Genomic DNA, 21,834 nt, shown 5'->3' on the forward strand with positions numbered 1-21,834 from the left:
GTTTGAGAATAGTGTAAATCTATAAGGTAGTAAAACCGGCTTGCTATCACTCCGCCCATGTTGTTGTTTGAGAATAGTGTAAATCTATAAGGTAGTAAAACCTTGTGATTTTGAAACAACAGTTTATAAAGGTTTGAGAATAGTGTAAATCTATAAGGTAGTAAAACCGGCGGAGCAAATACAGATGTAAGTGCTATGTTTGAGAATAGTGTAAATCTATAAGGTAGTAAAACCGAAAAACTCCCTGAAAATGAACAGGATTAGTTTGAGAATAGTGTAAATCTATAAGGTAGTAAAACGGTTAGAACGCTTGTACACCGTACAATTCGTTTGAGAATAGTGTAAATCTATAAGGTAGTAAAACAACGGGCAAGTTACAGACATTGCAAAACAAGTTTGAGAATAGTGTAAATCTATAAGGTAGTAAAACCTGAATTTCTGCGAGTATTTCAGCCGATAGGTTTGAGAATAGTGTAAATCTATAAGGTAGTAAAACAGTCAGCAGCGACTTTGTCAACCTACTTGGTTTGAGAATAGTGTAAATCTATAAGGTAGTAAAACTGCAACAAAATCAATCAGCGGTTACGATTGGTTTGAGAATAGTGTAAATCTATAAGGTAGTAAAACAAGCGTGCCGACTAAAGTACCAAACAGCGAGTTTGAGAATAGTGTAAATCTATAAGGTAGTAAAACGAAAAAACTCTTAAGGAAGTTGAAAGCAAAGTTTGAGAATAGTGTAAATCTATAAGGTAGTAAAACCTGAATGTTAAAACAACGGAACATAAGTTCGTTTGAGAATAGTGTAAATCTATAAGGTAGTAAAACATTATTAGAAAATGACTTGAAAGTGAGGCAGTTTGAGAATAGTGTAAATCTATAAGGTAGTAAAACTCTTGAGCCGGTCAATCGGTATGTTGTAGCGTTTGAGAATAGTGTAAATCTATAAGGTAGTAAAACAAGTTAAAAACTGAGGCGTACACGATTGTCGTTTGAGAATAGTGTAAATCTATAAGGTAGTAAAACCTTGCATTTAAGAAACAGTTAATTACTTTGGTTTGAGAATAGTGTAAATCTATAAGGTAGTAAAACTTTTTCCATCTTCTGAGGTAACTGATGTTAGTTTGAGAATAGTGTAAATCTATAAGGTAGTAAAACGAAAAATATCTTGAATACAAATCAAAGTGCGTTTGAGAATAGTGTAAATCTATAAGGTAGTAAAACTTTTATGATTGCCACTACTGCTACTACGGTGTTTGAGAATAGTGTAAATCTATAAGGTAGTAAAATTCATAAAAGTCACTCATATATGCAAAAGCGTTTGAGAATAGTGTAAATCTATAAGGTAGTAAAACACGACATTCACCGTATCGGTGTACCTATATGTTTGAGAATAGTGTAAATCTATAAGGTAGTAAAACATTATCTTAATATATCACTCTCGGATGATGAGTTTGAGAATAGTGTAAATCTAATTAGAGTACAAATTTTACTCGTGGACTGTGAAAAAACAGCATTGCAAAAAACAATAAGGCACATAACCGTTATCACTTTCGGTTATGTGCCTTTTGTAATATAATAAGTTTGTTAAGAATACCACGATTGATTGCAGCCCAAAACAAGGAAGATTTCAGTGCGTTAATTTCCAAAGTAAGTTCCACCATGAAAGTTACTTTGGAAATTAACTATTTACTTTTTGTTTAAGTTTGCGGTAAATATGAATTGTATAATCCGTTTTATTGTGTTATTATGTAGTAAAATAGTGTGCAACATTGGTGTTTTGAAAAAATTATGTTGCTGAAATTAAACTTGAAATAACTGACGGGTGGCATATGGTTCGCAAAGTTGACAAAACAAAGCTTCTGACTGTTGTCGGGATAATTATATTCCTGTTTGGAGGTGCGGTGAGAATTTTTTCTCATCTTACTTCCTCGGCGGACAATTATATTGAAAATTTTGATGTTATTATCTTTTCGGGGCTTATTATAGGCTGGGGTGTGTCTGTTGCATATCGCATTGTTCAGAAGAATATACGAATCTGCCTTGTGATATCTGCGGCGCTTATGCTCTTGTGGATGGCTCTTCGTGCCATAAAATACAACAGCCCTGCCGACATCAACACATACGGACGGTATCTTTGGTATTCATATTACATAGCAATGGTGTTTTTGCCGCTTATGATGTTTTTTGCAATGCTGAATATCGGTAAGCCCGAAAATACAAATAACCGAAAATATCTTTTGATTATACCTGCCGCCGTTCTTGTGCTGCTTGTTATGACGAACGATTTTCATCAGCTTGCTTTTGTATTTGAACCCGATTTTCACAATTGGAACAAACAATACAGTTACGGTCCTGTTTACTATGTAATTGCAGTGTGGATTTTTATACTTGTACTTTCGTCAATTGTGCTTTCAATAAATCGATGCAGAATTTCCGCAACACGCAAAAAGCTGTGGATTCCGATTTTAATAATTCTTGTCGCAATAATTTACACACTCTGGAATAATCTGAATCACGGATATTCGGGACTTAGAATTTACAATGTTCCCGAGGTGTTCTGTTTTGCCTCAATTGCTCTATGGGAAAGCCTTATTCAGATAGGTCTTGTGCCGTCAAATACGGGTTACGGCGATTTTTTCAATGCGTCAAATCTTAACACTCTCATATTTGACAATGAGGGCAATGTGAAATACCGCTCTAAAAACGCAACAAATGTTTCAAAAGATGTTGTTCTGCAAAACGGTAACAGTGTTGTGATTGATGAAAATATAATTCTTAAAAAGCATAATATAAAAGGCGGTAAGGCAGTTTGGACGGAAGATATATCGGCAATTAACCGAATTAACAGAGAACTTTCGGAAGTAAAAGAGCAGATTTCGGAATACAATGTAATCTTAAAATCAGAGGCAGAGCTGAGAAAACGAAGAGCGGCAGTAACCGAACAGAACAAGCTCTATGACAGTATAACCGAATTTATCCGTCCTCAGCTTTGCGACCTTGAAAATATACTCAAAAATATTGAAAACAACAGGGGAGATATTTCGGTTAATTATGCCGGTGCCTGTGTTGTTAATGTCTACATCAAGAGAATAAGCAATCTGCTCATTATGGCAAAAAGCAGAAAAATGCTGAATGCTTTTGAGCTTGAAAACAGTATCCGAGAACTTGCCGAGTACATTTCTGTTTACGGAATTTCGTGTTCGTTTTTCAGTAATGTTTCGGGAGAAATTTCAGCCGAAAAAACGATTGCACTTTTTAAATTCATCGGGATTTTTATAAGGCATATAATGAAATGCACAGATGCGTTGCTGTTTAATTTAAAAGTCCATGAGAGATTTATTGATTTAAAAATCAACTGTGACAGCAAAAATGAAATGAAAATTCCCGATGATTTACTTGACGATATTATAAAACTCGGCGGAAATGTCACCACGGAATATGACGCTGACACGCTGTTTGTGTTTGTTCGTATGCAAAGCGGAGGTGATGACATATGACACCCATCCTTGAAATGCGTTCGTTTGTTTGTGTTATATTGATGAGTGTGCAATTTGTTGTTGCCTGTGCGGCAATATACAACGCAACGCAATCTTTTCTTTATAAAATCAGGTTGTGGAAACCGATTTCAGCGGTTATAATTGCAGTAATCTCTTTGACAATGTTTTTGGTAAGCACTCAGGTCTTGAGTAAAATATATTATGATAACCAAATTAATAAAATGGCTGAATTTTTTGGCAGAATGCCGTTTGCTCTGTCTGTCGGCATAACGGCATATTGTGCGATAATGTCTGTGTACATAACGGTAAGGCTTCATCATTGCAGGAATACCGATATTACCGCAATGTCAATTAAAGAAAGCTTTGACGGCTTGCCGACAGGACTTTGCTATTTTGATGAAAACGGACTTGTTGTATTGAAAAATAACCTTATGGAAAGCATATGCCTTGAACTTACGGGTAAATCGCTTAATGTTGCAATGCCCTTCAGAGAGAAGATAAAAGAGGCTTCTCAATATGAAAATGACGGGGCATTTACAGTCAGATTAAAGGACGGCAGGGTTTTCAGCTTTTCGTTGTCGGAAACGGAAATTTTTTCAAAACCGTATTTTCAGCTTGCGGCAACCGATATAACAGAGTTTACAAAGCTTACATCAACCTTGGAATATGAAATAGGCGAGTTAAAAAAGGTTAATGCTCATCTGAAAAAATACAATGAAATGGTCTATGATCTGACAAGAGAAGAAGAAATTCTTCGCACAAAAGAGATAATTCATGACAGGCTCGGCAGTACGCTGATAACAACAAGAAGATATCTTGAAAACGGCACTCTGTCTGAAAATAACAGTAAATTACTTGAAATGTGGAAAAACAATATTTCTGTTCTGAATACCGCAGAGAATGATTGCAAAGACGAAAACTTTGCTAAGGATATTGAAAATGCCGCAAAGCTTGTCGGAATAACGCTTGAAACAGTCGGAAATCTTCCGACTGATAACAATGCGGTTGCACGGGTTCTGACTTTTGCAACAATGCAATGCCTTAACAATGCCGCAAGACACGCAAAAGCAGATAAAATGATTCTTGAAAGTCTTGACGACGGTGAAAAATATATTTTTAAATTTGCAAATAACGGCAGAAAACCGCCTCAAAAAATCAATGAGGGCGGCGGACTTTCTTCCGTAAGAAAAAAGGCGGAGCAAATCGGGGGAAGCATGAAAATATCGACTTCCGAAATTTTTGTTCTTGAAATCACAATACCGAAAAGCGAGGTGCTGCAGTATGACAAGAGTGCTGATAGTTGAAGATCAGTCAATGCCGAGAACTTTATTTGAAATGTATGTAAACCAAAGCGAAAACTATACGCTTGCGGGCTCAATAAGTAATGCCGATATGACGGATTATCATTGTGAAAATTCCGATGTTGACCTGATTTTAATGGATATATGCACTTCAATGGGAGCAAACGGTCTTGAGGCGGCTGAAAGAATAAAAGCAAAGTTTCCGAAAATTAAGATAATCATTGTTACCTCAATGCCCGAATATTCCTATCTAAAGCGTGCCAAGGATGCAGGGGTTGACAGCTTTTGGTACAAAGAGGTAAGTTCCGAACCTATTATTGAACTTATGGACAGAACAGTGAACGGTGAGCGTGTGTTTCCCGACACAACTCCCAAAATTAAATTCGGCAACGCAATGAGTACGGATTTTACCGAAAGGGAGCTTGAGGTTTTGCGTGAACTGACAAGCGGTGATACAAACACGGAAATTGCCAAAAGACTTTACATTGCTCCGGGTACTGTCAAGAACTATATACAGTATATGCTTGAAAAAACAGGCTTTAAGTCAAGAACAGAGCTTGCCGTAAAGGCAAGAGAGGCGGGACTTGTAATCCTTGACGATAGAATTAACGACAAATAAATACTTTTTTCTGAATATGTGCCGTTTGGCACATATTTTTTTGCTGTTAAAACAGTATAATACAATTACAGGATATAAACTGCTCAGACGGTGAATATCTTTTGTGCAAAACGCTATCTTTGTCCGATTAATAATCAAAGACAAAGGTGCATAAAATTTATTATTTAATGACAGGAGGAAAAACTATGGAGGCAAAAGGTTCAACTTTTCTTAAAGTAACGGGAATCCTTATGATTGTATTCGGTGCTATTGCATTGGTTGTGTCAATCATCGCCATTCTCGGTATCGCCGCACTTGCAGCTTTTAACGACGGTACATACGATATGACTATGCTTTATGTCGGCGGCGTTTTCGCACTTATCAGTGCGGTTGCTGAGTTTGTTGCAGGTATTATCGGCGTTATCAACGCAAAACTTCCGCACAAGGCAAATACATGTATTGTATGGGGCGTTATTGTTGCTGTTATGTGTATTGCAGGCGAAATTATCAGCATGATAGGCGGATCACAGTTCAATGTATTCTCTCTTATCTGCGGTCTTGCTATCCCTGTACTTTACATTATAGGCGCTGTTAAGAACAAAGCATAATTATTTTATTATTTACCCCCCTTTTAATTACCCACCGTAAATATTTTTAGCACAAGGTCACAGCTGTCCGAACAATCGGGCAGCTGTGCTTTTTTTGTTTATGTTGTGAAATATGCCGTTTGGCACATTCATATTCTATCGCAAAATTGTACAATATAAGTGAAAGATATAGGTGAAAAGGGGTGATGTCCGTTGAAGAAAATTTTGCTCAGTGTTCAGAATAATTTGCTCAGTGAGGCTATTCAAAATGCCCTTGTAAAGAAGGGAAGATTTTGTATTGAGAATGTTTCACCGAATCAAGACGGGAAAATTCTTGATTTGTGCATTGCAGAAAGAGTTGATGTTTTACTTATGGATGTCACAAGACTTGCCGATTCAACTATTGAGAAACGGCTTGAGCTTTGTGGAAAAGTAAAGGAATATCTGCCAAGCTGTAAAACGGCTCTGCTCTGTGACGAACAGGCATATCCCGACCTTGCCGACAGGGTTAAACAGGCAAAACAATTCGGAAAAATAAGCTCGTTTTTTTATTCATCCGTAACGGCAGATTATCTTGCCGCCGCACTTGACGCACTTTAAAAAGGAGGTACTGTTTATGGGTATATTTGACAGCTTAAAAAATATGACAAATCAGGCTGTAAAAAACAATGTTTCAAAGGCCGTTTCGGGAGCGGTAAACAATGCGATGCACAAAAGCAAAACATTTGTATTTGCCGATTATCCGAAAAATGCAGATGAACTCAAAAAAATGCCGGAGCTTGACTTTTCGTCACCTCTTTCAACAGCGGCATTTGCAATGCTTGTGTTGCTTGAATATGATGAAAGTCCGGAAAACACAATAGAAATGCTTAATGTATTAAAAGGACCTCAGCCGATGAACGGGATGGATGTTCAGTTTTTGCGTGACAGAATCAAGGGCAGGGGATATATTCCTCGCTCATATTTTGAGGGTTCATCCGTGAAGAACGATTATACACCGAATGTTCCGTACAAAATAACCGTTTCCGAGTATGCATATACCTATCAGAGCGAGGGTTATGCAAAGGTTCAGGTTCAGTCGTCGGGAGCAGACTCACCTCGTCCGATTGAGCTTCGCAGAAAGGGCAATCAATGGTTCTTATGGCGTAATCTTGCACTCTCTGATATACGAACTCCGGCTTCGGTTGATCCTTGGGCATGAAGGAGGGATTTTTATGAAAATCACGAAAAAAGCAAAGCGTATTTCGAGTGTTGTTTTATGCTTTCTCATGCTGTTGACAACACTTCCTATGACAGCCATAACCGCAAATGCGGCGGCTCAGGCTTATATCAAATATATCGACACCGAGGTTTACATAGGAGATGTCCTTAACATTATCGTGGGAGTAAACGGCGGCAGTACAGACGAAACCTTTACCTATCAATGGCAGGCAAAGTATCCGAGCCTAAACTGGGTTAACCTCTCCGATAAAACCAACAGACCCAACTCGAAATTTTCGGGTGTTTTTACAGACCATCTTAAATTTCAGACCTACGCAGAACTTGTAGGACCTGACTCAGGGTGGAAAGATGTTGTCTTTAGATGTAAAGTAACGGGCTCAAAAAGCGGTACTTTTTATTCGGGAAAATGTAACTTTCCGGGACTTCTTGAGAAGACAGAAATTCCTATAATTGGATTTTTAGGCTTGGAGAAACCTGAACAGCGGAAAATCCCCTCAACTACGGCAACTCCGATAAATAGCACTTACTACAGTTTTGATTATATTGAGTGGTATGAGTACAAAAACAACAAAGTTAGCAGAAAGCTCAACGACGGAGAAGCTTTTGACAGCGGTATGTATTGTTGTCAGCTATACTTTAATATGAACAGAGGATATGCGGTTGCCAAGAACGCAGTATGTGGCTTGTACAACGACGACGGTCAGGCAACAATTCTTCAGGATGAAACCACAGGTCAATATTATATTTGGGCATATTACGTTGTTGCAGATAAATCACCTTCATTTTCACATCAGTTCACTGAGGCAGAAATTATGAAAGGCAAAGAAGGAACTATATCGGTTACTGCCAACAATGCCGCAAGCTATCAGTGGCAGATGAAAGTAAGGAGAAGCACAGGAAGATATGTGTGGCGCAACATAAGTGACAACTCATCCACATCAAACAAATTTTCCTTCAAGGGTACAAAAACAAATGCTTTGAGCATCAGACCGAATACGGATTTTGATGAAACTCATTTCAGGTGTGCTGTCACGGGTGAAAACGGTGATGTCATTTACAGTGTATCGGTTAAAGTGACGCAAAAGGTTAAGGCCCGTATTATACTGGATTTAAGAACGGGCGGCTTACCGGATGACACTATTACTATTAAGTTTGATGAATACACTCCTGACGGCGTCTATAATGGCAGCTATACACATGAAACGGTAAACAGTAATGCAAAACCATTATATGTGTATTATGAAACAGTTCCAGGCAAATATGTCATTACTGTAAGCAAACCGCAATGCGTAACACGGGTATATGAAGTGAATGTTGTTAAGAAAGATGTTAACCTTGTAGTAAAAATTACTGTTCCGTATGATGTCAATATGGACGGTGTTATTAATGTTGTGGACGCAACCTTGGTTCAAAAATACATTGTCGGGCTTGAAGACTTTGACGATTACACTTTTAAAATTGCAGACACAAACGGTGACGGCACAATATCAGTTATTGATGCTACAAATATTCAGAAGAAAATCGTGAATCTTTTGTAAAGGAGAAAGTTTATGGGACTATTTGAAAAGAAATATTGTGACCTTTGCTGTGACAAGGTAAACGCACTCACAAGGCAAAAGCTTTCAGACGGTTATCTTTGCAGCGACTGTAAGCACAAGCTCAGTTCGCTTTCATCAGGTTGGAAAAACAGAACATTAGCAGATGTTAAAACTCATCTTGAACAGCGTGAACAGAACAGACAGAAATATTCGGCATTTGTTCAGTCGGCAAGTGCCGGTACAAACGAAAAGCTTGTTGTAGATTTTAATAATAGAAAATTCTATTTTACAATAGGCAGAGATTTCAAAAACAGCAATCCTGAAATTTTTGATTTTTCACAGCTTCAGGACTTTTGGCTTGAGCTTGGATATACAACTCTGCAGGATTCCGACCGTGACGGAATTCCTGATGAGTATGACCGCTATGATAACCGTCAGGGCAGGAACAGCGGTTTTGGCAGTCAGTTTGATACAACAAACTCATTTTCGGGGCAAAACGGTATGCTTGATGTTCCGCTTGCACTTCAGCCGTATGTTCGTGATACAAACACATCGTCATCACCGCAAAGAATATCTTCTTTAAAAGCAAAATTCATCGTAAATCATCCGTTCATAACCGATATATCAATGTATGTTGATTCGTCAATCGGTACTGTAAGGAATGAGCTTATGAGAGCGTTTGATGACGGAATGCAGTTAATGAGACTGTGTGAACAAATAAGGAACGGTATGCAGAACAATATGGGCTATCAGCAAAGCGGAATGTCCATGCAGAACAATATGGGTTATCAGCAGAACGGAATGCCTATGCAGAGCAACACAGTAAATCAGCAAGTTTCACAGCCGTTTACTCCGCAAAATGCTGCGGCAATTGTTTGCTCGGCTTGCGGATATAAGCCTGACGGCAATCCGCCGAAATTCTGTCCGTTCTGCGGGGCTGCCATGACATAACCGATATGACTTTACGGTCGTTATTTCATAATATTTCCAAACGAAAAACGCGTGTAAAAAAAGAAATTGTATCCGTGAGCTATTCAAAAAATCATTCAAATTTTGACTCCTGCTGTTCTTTTTATGTGCGAAAAAAAGGTGTAAATTTCCTTTTTGACGCTATCTGCAAATGCGGTTATATCGCTTTTGAAAATGTTTTGATCGACGAAACGGATATGAGACTGCTGTGTGACACCGCCGAAGACGCATTGGAAATTCTGAAAAAATATAATCCAAAAGACAAAGAACTGACAGTCGATGACGCCACGGTTACAATCGTTGAAATCATATTTTCCGACAAAAACAGTATGTCGGTCAGTATGACGGAACAAACCTTGGATTCGCTCGAAAAAGCGTTCTTTGCCCTTGCTGAAAAATATTGCAAAGATGTTTAATATCTAAAAATAATTGAAAAGCAACCCTATGAAAATAACCCCACGGTAAAATAATCGTGGGGTTGTTTTTTCTGTAACAGAAAAGGAGTGCATTTTTACTTGCCATTACCGTAGTAATTGTTTATAATTAAGGTATGACAATAAAAGAAGGCATGAACAATGCAAACGATAGATGAGGCACTAAACAAACTGAAAAAATCTGATTTTCGCAGTCGGTTTCATTTAAAGCAAAAGGACATTGACTATATTAATGAAAAGGGAATGAATAAAATCCGCTCCCATGCAGAAGATTTTGTCAGAACACGGCTTGCGCCAAAATATATTCCGAATGACGGAAAGCAAACGCCTATGAGGGGACACCCTGTTTTTATCGCACAGCACGCCTGTGCCTGTTGTTGCAGAGGGTGTCTTAACAAGTGGTACAGAGTTACAAGGGACAAACAGCTTAACGAGGTCGAACAGCAGAAAATTGTGAATCTGCTTATGGCTTGGATTGAAAGAGAATACAATGATTATAATTCTAATAAAGAATGATAGATAAGGGCAAAAAGATGAGTGATAAATTAAGCGTGTTAAAAGATTACTTCGGACACGATTCTTTCAGAGACGGACAGGAACAGATAGTTGACGCTTTGCTTGACGGCAGAGATGCACTTTGCATTATGCCCACAGGTGCGGGCAAGTCTATGTGCTATCAGATTCCCGCATTACTTTTTGACGGGGTGACAATTGTTGTGTCACCTCTGATTTCGCTTATGAAGGATCAGGTCGGCTCACTCGTTCAGTCGGGAGTTCCTGCGGCATACATAAACAGCTCGCTTTCATATCCGCAATTTCTCCGAGTGCTTTCAAATGTTGAACACGGAAAATACAAAATCATCTATGTAGCACCCGAAAGGCTGTTGACTGACGGATTTCTCGACACCTGTAAAAAGATAAAAATCTCAATGGTTGCAGTTGACGAGGCTCATTGCGTTTCACAATGGGGACAGGATTTCAGACCGAGTTACCTCAAAATTATTTCATTTGTTGAAAGCCTTGCAAATCGTCCGATTGTCGGAGCATTTACCGCAACGGCTACGAATGATGTAAAAGAAGATATAAAGAAAATTCTCAGGCTTGAAAATCCGTTTGAAATTACAACGGGATTTGACCGCCCCAACCTTTTCTTCGGTGTAATAAAGTCATCGTCAAAGGACGAAAAGCTTATTGACCTCATTCGGGAGCGTGGCGACAGGTCGGGAATTGTCTATTGTGCAACCCGAAAAAATGTTGAATCTGTCTGCGAATTGCTCTGCGATAACGGCTTTTCGGCGGCAAGATACCATGCAGGTCTTGATGAGTACGAACGCAGGAAAAATCAGGAGGATTTTGTTTTTGACCGAAAAAATATTATGGTCGCAACCAATGCTTTCGGTATGGGAATTGACAAGTCAAATGTTACATATGTAATTCATTACAATATGCCGAAAAACATTGAAAGCTACTATCAAGAGGCAGGACGGGCAGGTCGTGACGGCGGTGAGGCTGATTGTATTTTGCTCTACAGTCCTAAGGATGTTCGCCTAAATCGCTTTATGATTGAAAATTCCGAGGGCAACGATGAGCTTACAATTGAAGAAAACGAGCAAATTCGTGAGCGTGATTTTGAACGCTTAAAATATATGACCTTTTACAGCACAACAAACGATTGTCTGCGTGGGTTTATTCTGCGGTATTTCGGCGGTAAAAAAAAGGCTTACTGCGGAAAATGCTCAAACTGTCTTTCCGTTCACAAGCTTGTTGATGTCACAATTGACGCTCAAAAAATTATGTCGTGTATTGCAAGAACAGGACAAAGGTACGGCAAAACCGTGATTTGTGATGTGTTAAAGGGCAGTAAAAGCGAGAAAATTCTAAAAGCTGAGCTTAACAATCAGTCAACCTACGGAATAATGAAAGAGGTTACGGCAAGGCATATTTTCGGCACAATTGACTTTCTTGCCGAAAAGGAGTATATTTCATCCGACAATGAAACCGAGGTTCTAAAACTTTTGCCAAAGAGCAGAGATGTGCTTTTCGGACGGGAACGGCTTGTGATGAAGAAAGTTGAAAACTCCGAAAAGGTTGTCAAAACGCACCGCCCCGAAGTGCCTGTTAATTCCGATTTACTTGATGCGCTCAAGGCTTTGCGAAAAGGCATTGCATCCAAAAAGAGCGTTCCTGCCTATGTTATTTTTACCGATGCAACGCTGATTGATATGTGCAAAAAATGTCCCGAAACACCCGATGAAATGCTTGAAGTTTCGGGTGTGGGCAGAACAAAGCTTGAAAAATTCGGAAAACAATTTCTTGAAGAAATCGCAAAATTCAGATAACTTCATATACTGTTAAAGGATGAACGAATTCGTTTGTCCTTTTCTTTTTCAATTTTCAAAATTGTATTGAAATAATTAGTACAAAGTGGTACAATAGTTACAGAGAGAAAACAGATTGGAGGAATTTGTATGGCTGACATATTTGATTACATAAGTCGAAGAGGCGATTTGACATTTGAACAGGACGGTTTTAACGAGCTTGACGCACTTGTGCTTTCACGGCTTTCATATCTTCCTTTTGACGGTGCGGTATCGTCCTGTCTGTTTGATGAAATTACCCTTGAACAGGCGGCAATGCGTGTGTTTGCAACCGATGATTACGAGAAAAATCTATTGTGGAAGGGTGACGCCGACCTTTTGAAAGCGACGGCAGAGAGCAAGAGATTCGGCAAAATTCTTGTTTCGGGGTATGTAAACGAGGTTGAGTCCGATGTGAGTATGCAGTTTTCCGCAATCACTTTTGAATTTCTCAAAAAGAATTATTTTATTTCATACAGAGGAACGGACAATTCTCTTGTCGGCTGGCAGGAGGACTTCAATATGTTCTTCACATTTCCGTTGCCGTCACAGAAAAAGGCTCTTGATTATTTTGAAAAGGCAGTCCGTATGCTCAACGGAAAATTCATTCTGGGCGGTCACTCAAAGGGTGGAAATCTTGCGGTTTATGCCGGTGCTTTTACCGATGGAAATTCAAGAAATCACATTGATTATATTTACAATTTTGACGGACCGGGGTTTTCTCTTGACAAAATCAGGGACAGCGGATTTTATGAAGTTGACGACAGAATCTACACCTTTGTTCCGCAGTCAAGCATTTTCGGCATGATATTTGAGCATGAGGAGAGCTACACAATTGTAAAGAGCAATCAAAAAGGTTTTCTTCAGCACGATATCTATTCATGGGAGATTGAGCAGAACAGTCTTATCAGGCTGAAAAGCACTACAAATTTCAGCGTTTTCTTTGACCACACGCTGAAAGAATTTGTTGAATCGCTGACAATTGCTCAAAGACGGGAGTTCACAAAAGAGGTTTTTGCCCTTTTGTCGCTGACCGAAACCTCAACCTTTAATGAGATGCTGAAAAATCCGCTTAAAAACACGGGAACAATCCTAAAATCCTTTGCAGGTCTTGACAGCAAAACGAGAAATATGCTTTTGAAAACAATCTTCGCATTTGTTAAAAGTGCAAAAAATAATTTTTCCGACATAACAGGCGGTCAGAACAAAATTACCGTCAGTTAATTATAAAAAAGCTCATATATGCTCCGATACTTTTTAGCGTCGGAGCATTTTCTTTGCAAAAAAATCATTTGTCAAGACGAAATTCCCGTTTTGTCAATTGGCACTTTTGGAATTTGTATTGTCGGTCTTGAAAATTTTTCATAATATACAAAAAATCCCGACACGGTGTATGCTGTGTCGGGGTTTTATTTTGCTTTTTAAATGTCAATAGTCAGTTCAACGGGACAATGGTCAGAACCTAAAATTTCGGTATGGATTTTTGCACCATCAAGCTTGCTTTCAAGAGCTTTTGAAACGATAAAATAGTCAATACGCCAGCCCGCATTTTTTTCACGAGCCTTGAATCTGTATGACCACCACGAATACACGCCCTCTGTATCGGGATAGAAATAGCGGTAGGTGTCGATAAAGCCGTCATCGAGCAACGCTGTCATCTTTGAACGCTCTTCATCGGTAAAGCCTGCATTTTTACGGTTGGTTTTCGGATTTTTCAAATCAATTTCTTTGTGTGCAACATTCAAATCACCGCACATAATAACAGGCTTTTTTTCTTCAAGATTTTTCAGATATGCCTTGAAATCATCCTCCCACTTCATTCGGTAATCAAGCCTTTTCAGCTCGCTTTGCGAGTTTGGAGTGTAGCAGGTGACAACAAAGCAATTGTCAAATTCTGCCGTGATAACTCTGCCCTCATGGTCGTGTTCGTCAATGCCGATCCCGTAACATACATTCAAAGGCTCTTCCTTTGTGAACATAGCCGTTCCCGAATAGCCTTTTTTGTCGGCATAGCACCAATACTGATGATATCCTTCAAGCAAGAGGTCAATCTGTCCCTCTTGAAGCTTTGTTTCCTGAAGACAGAAAATATCTGCGTCAACATCTTTAAAAAAGTTCTCAAAGCCCTTTGTAACACAGGCACGAAGTCCGTTTACATTCCACGAAATTAATTTTTTCATAATTTACTCCCGTACACACAAAAGGGAGCAAGCATTGCCTGCTCCCAAATTGCCAATTTGTTAATTATTCTTCTGCGGAAAATTCGTCTTTGCCTACACCACAGAGAGGGCATACCCAATCCTCGGGTACATCTTCCCATGCTGTGCCTGCATCAACGCCGTTATCGGGATCGCCGATTTCAGGATCGTAAACATATCCGCAAACATCGCATACATATTTCATACTATCAAATCTCCTGTTCAAAGTCTGTTGTGTAATCGGTTAGTTGTTGGTCATACGATTATCAAGCTGACTTTTTTTGATTTTTTATTGTTTTAATGATTACTTAAAGTATCTGTTAAGAAGACCTCTAAAGCCTGCGCCGTGTCTTGCTTCATCCTTTGCCATCTCGTGAACCGTGTCATGAATAGCGTCAAGGTTCTGAGCCTTTGCACGCTTTGCAAGGTCAAACTTACCTTCGCAAGCACCTGTTTCTGCATCTACACGCATCTGAAGATTCTTCTTTGTGCTGTCTGTAAGAACTTCGCCTAAAAGCTCTGCAAACTTGGCAGCGTGTTCAGCCTCTTCAAAAGCATACTTTGTAAATGCGGCAGAAACCTCGGGATAGCCTTCTCTGTCTGCAACTCTTGCCATTGCAAGATACATACCGACTTCGCTGCATTCTCCCTCAAAGTTAGCTCTGAGATCCTTGAGAATATCTTCGCTTACGCCCTGAGCAACGCCAACCTCGTGAACTGTTGCGAAAGATGCCTCCTCGTCCATCTGCTTAAATTTTTCCTTCGGTGCCTTACAAACAGGGCAAGCCTCGGGAGCTTCGGGACCTTCATAAACATAACCGCATACTGTGCAATACCATTTCATAATTACTTCTCCTTTGTAATAAATATTAGTGTACTTCTGCCGAACATTTAGGACATATGCCGTAGTAGATAACAAATCTGTTTTCTACCTTAAATCCCTCTTCGGCAAGCTGCGACTCAAGGTCATCAGCATTTTGATTGTCTTCAACATCAATAACTGCTTTGCATTTGTTGCAGACGAAGTGGGGGTGCGGCTCTGTGTTGCCGTCAATACGCTCCTCACCGTTTACATTGCATATAACGCTGACCTTTCCTTCATCCTTAAAAAGAGCAATGTTTCTGTAAACCGTGCCAAGACTAAGGTCGGGAATTTCGGGCTTTAATTTATCATAAACCCAGCGTGCGCTCGGATGAGTGTCCGTACCGCACACAGCGTTGTAAATTGCATTGCGTTTTGAGCTGAAATTTCTTTTTGCCATAATTCATAAATCCTTATGCAATATTAGTCAGTACCGATTGACCAAAATCAGTAATCAGTATTAACTTTGCCTATATTCTATCACGCAGATGTTTGATTATATTTACAATAAAGAATTATAGATGAAAAATCTTGCACAAAGAATTGGGAGGAAATATAGTGAAATCAAACAAAACAGTAAAAATTATCATTTTTACGGCACTCTTCCTGTCTGCGATAATTTTAATATCGGTAATGACAGGTGCAGTAAAAGAAACAACGGCTGATACCGACAGCGTAAAACTTCCCGTAATAATGTATCACTCACTTTTAAAGGACGAAAAACTGCAAAATGACTACACTGTTTCGCCGACTCTTTTTGAAAACGATTTAAAATATCTTACCGAAAACGGCTACACAACCGTTGTTGTAAAAGACCTTACCGATTATGTTTACGGCAAAAAATCATTGCCCGAAAAATGCATTATGCTGACCTTTGACGACGGCTATTATAATAATTATTATTATGCACTCCCTTTGCTTGAAAAATACAACTGCAAGGCGGTCATATCTCCGATTGCGTCAGTGTCCGAAAAATTCACCGAAACCAAGGATATTTCCGTGACCTACGGTCATATAACTTTTGACGATATGAAAGAAATGTCCGATTCGGGCTATGTTGAAATTCAGAATCATTCGTACGATATGCATTCTTTGAAATCACGAAAGGGTGTTTTGCCAAAAGCGGGGGAGAGTGACGAAGCATATAAATCTATTCTTACGGAAGATGTTGTCAAGGCTCAAGGCTTGCTTGAAAATGCAACAGGGAAAAAACCGACCTGCTTTGTATATCCGTTCGGTGCAAAAAATGACCTGACCGAAAAGCTGATAAAAGAAATGGGCTTTTCGTGTACACTAACCTGTACGGAAAAGCCCAATATAATTACTAAAAATCCCGACAGCCTCTACGAGCTGGGACGATACCGCCGTGACCGCAACGAGTCAATGCAGAATCTTCTTATCCGAATTGAAATGCAGTCATAATATTTATACGGCAGTTTTTTCAGCCTTGGTGTTTCTTACAAAAGCCTCGCACAAAGCTATGAAGATGAAAAACAGCGGAGTTGTAATCGGCTGATAAAGGTTTACAACAGCCTGAACAGCATAGCAGATAACAGCCGAAACGCAAGCAATCAGCATCGGATTTTCCTTTGCATACTTAACTGCGTTCTTAATCGTACCGCACACAATGGCAAGATAGGAGAGAAGTCCCGTAATTCCAATTGTGATAAGGTAGTTTAGATATTCGTTATGGGCGGCATTTGTTGAGCTGTCACCGTATTTTGAAAGGTCGTCAAAGTACGGACTGAATGCGGAGTAGAACATATCCGGACCTACGCCGAACAGCTTTTCAATAAATGAAGCGTCGCCGAAAATCCATATCGACCTTATCCACATAAAGCCTCTGTGCGTACCCCATATATCGTTAAAGCGGATAATTCTTTCAAAACTGCCAAGGTCGGTTTTGGTGTCAATACAGCTGAAATAAACCATAATTCCTATCATGGCAACAGCACAAAGTCCGAATACAACGGCAAGAGCAATCGGCACGGCTTTTGAAATTGTGATGTTTGGTTTTTTGTAATCAATAAGATACAAAATCCCTGTAATAACGGCACAAGCTGCAAACAATATCCAGCCGATGCCTGAGAAAACGAAAATTTCCTGAAACTTATCAAAGCCCTTGCTTTTGTCATCAAAGCAGAGCGAGAACAATCTGAGCAGCTTTGCAAACAACAGCATAACAGTTGCCGAAAGGAAAAATCTTTTCAGTCTGACAAGGCTGTTTGAAAACCATACAAGGTAAATAATCATAAATACAGCCATGCCGAGAATGCCGGAATCGCTGTCGGCAGTCATAAGAGCCGCAAAGCCAAATCCTGTTGCTACAAGATAAATTACTCTGAGCAAGGTCTTTTTCGTGATAAGCGACATTGCAATCATAACAGGCATTGCAATACAGATGTAGCTTGAAAGCAGATTCTTGTTGCCGATTGTTGAAGTAAAGTCAATAGTCTGTTGTTCATTAAGCAGAGGGAACATTCCAAACGGATCAACATAGAATGCGTTGAGTATCGCAAGTGCGTAAACTATCATTGAACCGAACGCAAGCGCAACGAATATGTATTCAAAATATTTAAAGCACCTTGTAATCATAAAATATGCTGCGGTGTAAAATGCCATAAGCACAAGACCGTTGTTTCGTCCCTGAGTACCCAGAAGTGCATCCAAAGGGTTTGCAGACAACAGCGTTGAAATGACATTTATCCCGAGGAATACAATAAATGCCCAGTCCATAAACGAAAGCTCTTCATACAAATGCTTTGGTTTAGGCTTTTCAAGCTTTGAGTCTTCCGGCGGTTTATCAACGCTTGCGGTCATAATAATAAGAAATTCCGCAATAACGAGAATACCCGTTAATATAATGAAAAAGTAATACTTGTCATGCCTGATGTTAAAATATGCGTCGGTAAAAAACAACGGAAAAAGCGTGAACATAACAAGCAGATAATAGTTTGTGAGCGCCTGCTGTACCGAATATTTTTCTTTGGGTTTGGCAGGCGGATTTTTATGCTTTGCAGAAGTCATAATATAATAACCTTTCAATATAATGTACTTCAATTTTATAACGCACACACGATGTTGTCAAGAAATAAAGTAAGTTGAAAGCTCTGATTTTCGACTTGTTTCGATTGGCATATGCTTGCAAAAGAACAATAATTGCATATTTTTCGGCACTTTTATTCCCAAATTAATACTTGTGGAGAAATTAGTATTGTATTTATCTCCGTAAAATGGTATAATTCCCCTTGAGATGTATTTCCATATTTGCAGGACAAAGACTTTTGTAAAAAATTGTTTATGAATTTATCTATTTGCAGATTGGGTGGTTTTATGAAAAAATTAGTTGTTTTTGGCTTTGACGGCACTCTTGCCGACACAGCCCCCGGAATTTTATATTGTTTCAATACAACAGCAGTTGCAATGGGCTATGAGCCTGTTGAACACAGCGCACTCTACGGAGTAATCGGCGCACCGCTTGAATACGGATTTAAAACGCTCTTTAATATGAGTGATGACGAAATTGAATATGCCGTAAAGAATTACAGTAAACTTTATTCCCAGAAAGGAAAAGAGATGTTCACCGTCTATGACGGAATTTATGACGCTCTTCGTGAACTCAAGAAAAGCGGTTTTAAGCTTGCAATAGCAACTCAAAAGCACAGAATGTTCACAACGGATATACTCGAAACCTACGAGGCGTCGGATGTTTTCGACGCAGTATGTGCAACAGATGTCGGTACAAACCTCACAAAGAGTCATCTGCTTTTGCAGGCGTGTGAGCAGACAGGAGTTTCCGTTGAAGAAAGTATCCTTGTCGGCGACAGCACAATCGAGGCAAAGGGTGCGGAAGAAATAGGTATGGACTTCCTCGCTGTGTTATACGGCTGGGGCTTTAAAACCAAGGAAGAAACCGAAGAGTACAAATGCGTCGGCACAGTGTCATCTCCGGCAGAAATCTCTCAAAAAGTCATGGAACTCTGATTACGGTTAGTGCGTGTAAAACAGTGCATAAATAGGATTAAAATTGTAAATTTTCCAAAAACAAATCGGGCAGTCATAACGATTGCCTGATTTTTTTATGCAAATTTAATTCTGTATAATAACAATGATAAACAATATACTTTTGCTTGTAAACGGGATGTTTGATAAACAGAAATATGATAGTACGGAATTGATATTGTTAAATTCTTTTACATGAATTTTAAAAGTTAATTTAAATAATATTGAATTTTCACATATTGTATGCTAAAATAAAAATGCCAAACAAAAATTTAATTTTAAGTTCACCTAAGTGTGTATTTTTATTTCGGTAAAAATGCAGGCTTTACTTTTCACACCTTATAAGTGAAATATTGTGTCGCAACAATCAAAGCTATGTATTTTTCGTGCGTAGCTTCAGCTACGCACTTTTTGTTTTATGCGAAAAATATTTGCTTTTTAAAAAAATCGACAAAATTTGAAAAATTTTAAAATTTTTTCGGATTTTATAAAATCAAAAGCCGTTTTAAATTGTCTATATTATGAAAGGAAATGAGAGGAGGTTATTTTATGAACATTTCCCACTTAGTAGAGAAAATTAAGAAGGGAGATAACAAATCATTTGAAAAGCTCTACAAGCTTACAGAGCGTGAAGTGTGGTTTACTTGTATCAGCTTTTTAAAGAACGAAACAACCGCACAGGACATTATGCAGGAAACTTACATAACGGCTTTTTTAAAAATCCAATCTTTGGAAAAATCATCACAAATCAGAAGTTGGCTTAACAGAATTGCCGTTAATAAGTGCAAAAATTATTTGAAAGGTAAAGGTGAAATCCAACTGGACGATGAAATTTTTGAAAATCAGGCAATAGTTGACGAGCGTATATCAATTCCCGAAGAATACATTTCAGACAAGGCAAAGAGAGAAATTATTCTTTCGATTATGCAGGAAGTACTGTCCGATGTTCAGTATCAGACAGTGATTATGCACTATTTTAATGAAATGACTGTTGATGAAATCGCAGAAGTCTTTGAATGTTCAAGGGGTACTGTGCTTTCAAGGCTCAATTATTCAAGGGCAAAGATGAAAACTGCAATTGAAGATTACGAAAACAAAAGCGGTGACAAGCTTCACGGTGTTGTATTTGTGCCGTTCTTTACAACAATTTTCAGAGAGCAGGCAAAGAGCCTTTGCGTTCCGAGCATTACAATCACACTTCCAAACGGACAGACACTTGCAACCTCTGCAACAAAAGGCATTGCTACAGGTGCAAAGTCAACAGTGTCATCTATCGTAAAGGCAACAGCAAATGCGACAGTAAAAGCCAAGGTAATCGCAGTTGTTTGCGGTGCTACAATACTTGCAGGCACATCAGCAGTCGGCATAAGCATTCTTGCAGGCTGTAACGCTGAGAAAGAACCGACAGAGCCGTCAGTAATATCTTCAACCGTACAGACATCAACTGTTCCAACAACTGTACCTAAAACTACAGTGCCAAAGGCAGTTAAAGATTTGGTAGACAAGGGTGAAATCAAAGTCGACAAAGACGGCAACATCACAGACAAGAATGGTAAGAAAGTCGAAGTAAAAGACGGTAAGGTAGAAGTAAAAACCGACGACGGTAAGACAGTTACAGTTAAGGTTGACGATGTAAAAACTACGGTATCTAACAAAAACAACAGCAACAAGGGTAACACCGAAAAGAAAGAAGATACTAAGTCAAATACATCTTCAAAGAAAGACAACTCTTCAAAAACAAATACATCTGATAACGACAAGAAGCCAGCTAAGCCAAGCAACTCTTCAAGTAATAATCAGAAGCCAGCTAAGCCAAGCAACTCTTCAAGTAATAACCAGAAGCCAGCTAAGCCAAGTGAATCTTCAAAGACTGAAACACCTACAGCAAAGCCAAAGCAGAAGGTATGGGTAGACGACTACAAAACAGTTCACCATGATGGCTATTGGAAGGTAGTAGGTACTCACGAGGAGCCAGTATATGGTTGGATAGGTTATGATGTATGTAATAATTGTGGCATGAAGATGAATGATGCTAAGGAGAGAAAGGCTCATCTTACTTGGGAACTGGAAACTAACGGTGCAGGTGCATACCACCATGAGACAGAATATGTACAGACAGGCACAAAAACAGTAGAAGACAAAGAATGGGTAAAACCTTGGGATGAGAAGGTTAAAGACGGCGGTCATTGGGAGTACAGATAATTAAATTCGATAGCAAGTATAAATCCTTAAAATAATTATTGGGAAAAGAGGGTTCTTTATGAACCCTC

At 39.0% G+C, this 21,834-nt stretch carries 20 protein-coding genes and 1 CRISPR repeat array; of the genes, 15 read left to right on the forward strand and 5 right to left on the reverse strand.

The window, feature by feature from the left end:
• Positions 1 to 1,418: a CRISPR direct-repeat array (repeat unit 36 nt; unit sequence GTTTGAGAATAGTGTAAATCTATAAGGTAGTAAAAC).
• Between the two features lie 411 nt (positions 1,419 to 1,829).
• The 12 genes from WMO31_RS07565 to WMO31_RS07620 all read left to right on the forward strand — a co-directional run bounded on the left by WMO31_RS07565 (position 1,830) and on the right by WMO31_RS07620 (position 13,726).
• Complete coding sequence (locus tag WMO31_RS07565) at positions 1,830 to 3,497, forward strand: histidine kinase N-terminal 7TM domain-containing protein (protein WP_367999458.1); 1,668 nt, start codon at positions 1,830 to 1,832, stop codon at positions 3,495 to 3,497.
• Complete coding sequence (locus WMO31_RS07570; RefSeq protein ID WP_367999459.1) at positions 3,494 to 4,801, forward strand: sensor histidine kinase; 1,308 nt, start codon at positions 3,494 to 3,496, stop codon at positions 4,799 to 4,801. The genes WMO31_RS07565 and WMO31_RS07570 overlap by 4 nt, the downstream gene beginning before the upstream one ends.
• A complete protein-coding gene (locus WMO31_RS07575; RefSeq protein ID WP_367285993.1) occupies positions 4,779 to 5,417 on the forward strand; it encodes a LuxR C-terminal-related transcriptional regulator in 639 nt (212 codons plus the stop codon). Before WMO31_RS07570 ends, WMO31_RS07575 begins: the two co-directional genes overlap by 23 nt.
• A gap of 185 nt (positions 5,418 to 5,602) precedes the next feature.
• On the forward strand, positions 5,603 to 6,004 hold the full coding sequence (locus tag WMO31_RS07580; RefSeq protein WP_367999460.1) for a hypothetical protein: 402 nt from the start codon (positions 5,603 to 5,605) through the stop codon (positions 6,002 to 6,004).
• Between the two features lie 192 nt (positions 6,005 to 6,196).
• Positions 6,197 to 6,583: a hypothetical protein gene (locus WMO31_RS07585; protein ID WP_117967778.1), complete on the forward strand. Its 387-nt coding sequence runs from the start codon at positions 6,197 to 6,199 to the stop codon at positions 6,581 to 6,583.
• A gap of 16 nt (positions 6,584 to 6,599) precedes the next feature.
• Positions 6,600 to 7,184 (forward strand): DUF6935 domain-containing protein, encoded by a 585-nt coding sequence (locus WMO31_RS07590; protein WP_015524285.1) that lies wholly within the window; start codon positions 6,600 to 6,602, stop codon positions 7,182 to 7,184.
• Between the two features lie 13 nt (positions 7,185 to 7,197).
• On the forward strand, positions 7,198 to 8,742 hold the full coding sequence (locus tag WMO31_RS07595) for a dockerin type I repeat-containing protein (RefSeq protein ID WP_367999461.1): 1,545 nt from the start codon (positions 7,198 to 7,200) through the stop codon (positions 8,740 to 8,742).
• 12 nt (positions 8,743 to 8,754) lie between these two features.
• Entirely contained in the window at positions 8,755 to 9,693 is a 939-nt protein-coding gene (locus tag WMO31_RS07600) for a DUF4428 domain-containing protein (protein ID WP_367999462.1), read from the forward strand.
• 125 nt (positions 9,694 to 9,818) lie between these two features.
• Positions 9,819 to 10,127, forward strand: a complete 309-nt coding sequence (locus WMO31_RS07605) for a hypothetical protein (RefSeq protein ID WP_367999463.1) — start codon at positions 9,819 to 9,821, stop codon at positions 10,125 to 10,127.
• A gap of 159 nt (positions 10,128 to 10,286) precedes the next feature.
• Positions 10,287 to 10,661, forward strand: a complete 375-nt coding sequence (locus WMO31_RS07610; RefSeq protein ID WP_337805983.1) for a DUF4186 domain-containing protein — start codon at positions 10,287 to 10,289, stop codon at positions 10,659 to 10,661.
• 17 nt (positions 10,662 to 10,678) lie between these two features.
• Complete coding sequence (gene recQ, locus WMO31_RS07615; protein ID WP_367999464.1) at positions 10,679 to 12,484, forward strand: DNA helicase RecQ; 1,806 nt, start codon at positions 10,679 to 10,681, stop codon at positions 12,482 to 12,484.
• A 129-nt stretch (positions 12,485 to 12,613) separates the two neighbouring features.
• Entirely contained in the window at positions 12,614 to 13,726 is a 1,113-nt protein-coding gene (locus WMO31_RS07620; RefSeq protein ID WP_367999465.1) for an Mbeg1-like protein, read from the forward strand.
• Between the two features lie 197 nt (positions 13,727 to 13,923).
• Here WMO31_RS07620 and WMO31_RS07625 read toward each other — a convergent pair whose 3' ends face one another.
• The 4 genes from WMO31_RS07625 to WMO31_RS07640 form a co-directional block, all read right to left on the reverse strand.
• Positions 13,924 to 14,682, reverse strand: coding sequence for an exodeoxyribonuclease III (locus WMO31_RS07625; protein WP_195231768.1), 759 nt, complete (start codon positions 14,680 to 14,682; stop codon positions 13,924 to 13,926).
• Between the two features lie 64 nt (positions 14,683 to 14,746).
• The gene (gene rd / locus WMO31_RS07630) at positions 14,747 to 14,905 is read right to left on the reverse strand and encodes a rubredoxin (protein ID WP_015524278.1); all 159 of its coding nucleotides are present in this window, start codon (positions 14,903 to 14,905) and stop codon (positions 14,747 to 14,749) included.
• 99 nt (positions 14,906 to 15,004) lie between these two features.
• Positions 15,005 to 15,544 (reverse strand): NADH peroxidase, encoded by a 540-nt coding sequence (locus WMO31_RS07635; RefSeq protein ID WP_015524277.1) that lies wholly within the window; start codon positions 15,542 to 15,544, stop codon positions 15,005 to 15,007.
• A gap of 25 nt (positions 15,545 to 15,569) precedes the next feature.
• On the reverse strand, positions 15,570 to 15,962 hold the full coding sequence (locus tag WMO31_RS07640) for a Fur family transcriptional regulator (protein ID WP_021883631.1): 393 nt from the start codon (positions 15,960 to 15,962) through the stop codon (positions 15,570 to 15,572).
• 158 nt (positions 15,963 to 16,120) lie between these two features.
• On the opposite strand from WMO31_RS07640, the gene WMO31_RS07645 reads away from it, so the two are divergent.
• The gene (locus tag WMO31_RS07645; RefSeq protein WP_367999466.1) at positions 16,121 to 16,984 is read left to right on the forward strand and encodes a polysaccharide deacetylase family protein; all 864 of its coding nucleotides are present in this window, start codon (positions 16,121 to 16,123) and stop codon (positions 16,982 to 16,984) included.
• Between the two features lie 3 nt (positions 16,985 to 16,987).
• Here WMO31_RS07645 and WMO31_RS07650 read toward each other — a convergent pair whose 3' ends face one another.
• Positions 16,988 to 18,589 carry an O-antigen ligase family protein gene (locus WMO31_RS07650; RefSeq protein ID WP_367999467.1) on the reverse strand — a complete coding sequence of 534 codons (1,602 nt, stop codon included), beginning with the start codon at positions 18,587 to 18,589 and terminating at the stop codon, positions 16,988 to 16,990.
• Between the two features lie 306 nt (positions 18,590 to 18,895).
• On the opposite strand from WMO31_RS07650, the gene WMO31_RS07655 reads away from it, so the two are divergent.
• Together WMO31_RS07655 and WMO31_RS07660 are read left to right on the forward strand one after the other, a co-directional pair.
• Positions 18,896 to 19,546, forward strand: a complete 651-nt coding sequence (locus WMO31_RS07655; RefSeq protein WP_294441278.1) for an HAD family hydrolase — start codon at positions 18,896 to 18,898, stop codon at positions 19,544 to 19,546.
• 567 nt (positions 19,547 to 20,113) lie between these two features.
• Entirely contained in the window at positions 20,114 to 21,766 is a 1,653-nt protein-coding gene (locus WMO31_RS07660; protein WP_367999468.1) for a sigma-70 family RNA polymerase sigma factor, read from the forward strand.
• Positions 21,767 to 21,834 lie beyond the last annotated feature (68 nt).

The organism is Ruminococcoides intestinale, from assembly GCF_040095935.1.
Classification (GTDB): domain Bacteria; phylum Bacillota; class Clostridia; order Oscillospirales; family Acutalibacteraceae; genus Ruminococcoides; species Ruminococcoides intestinale.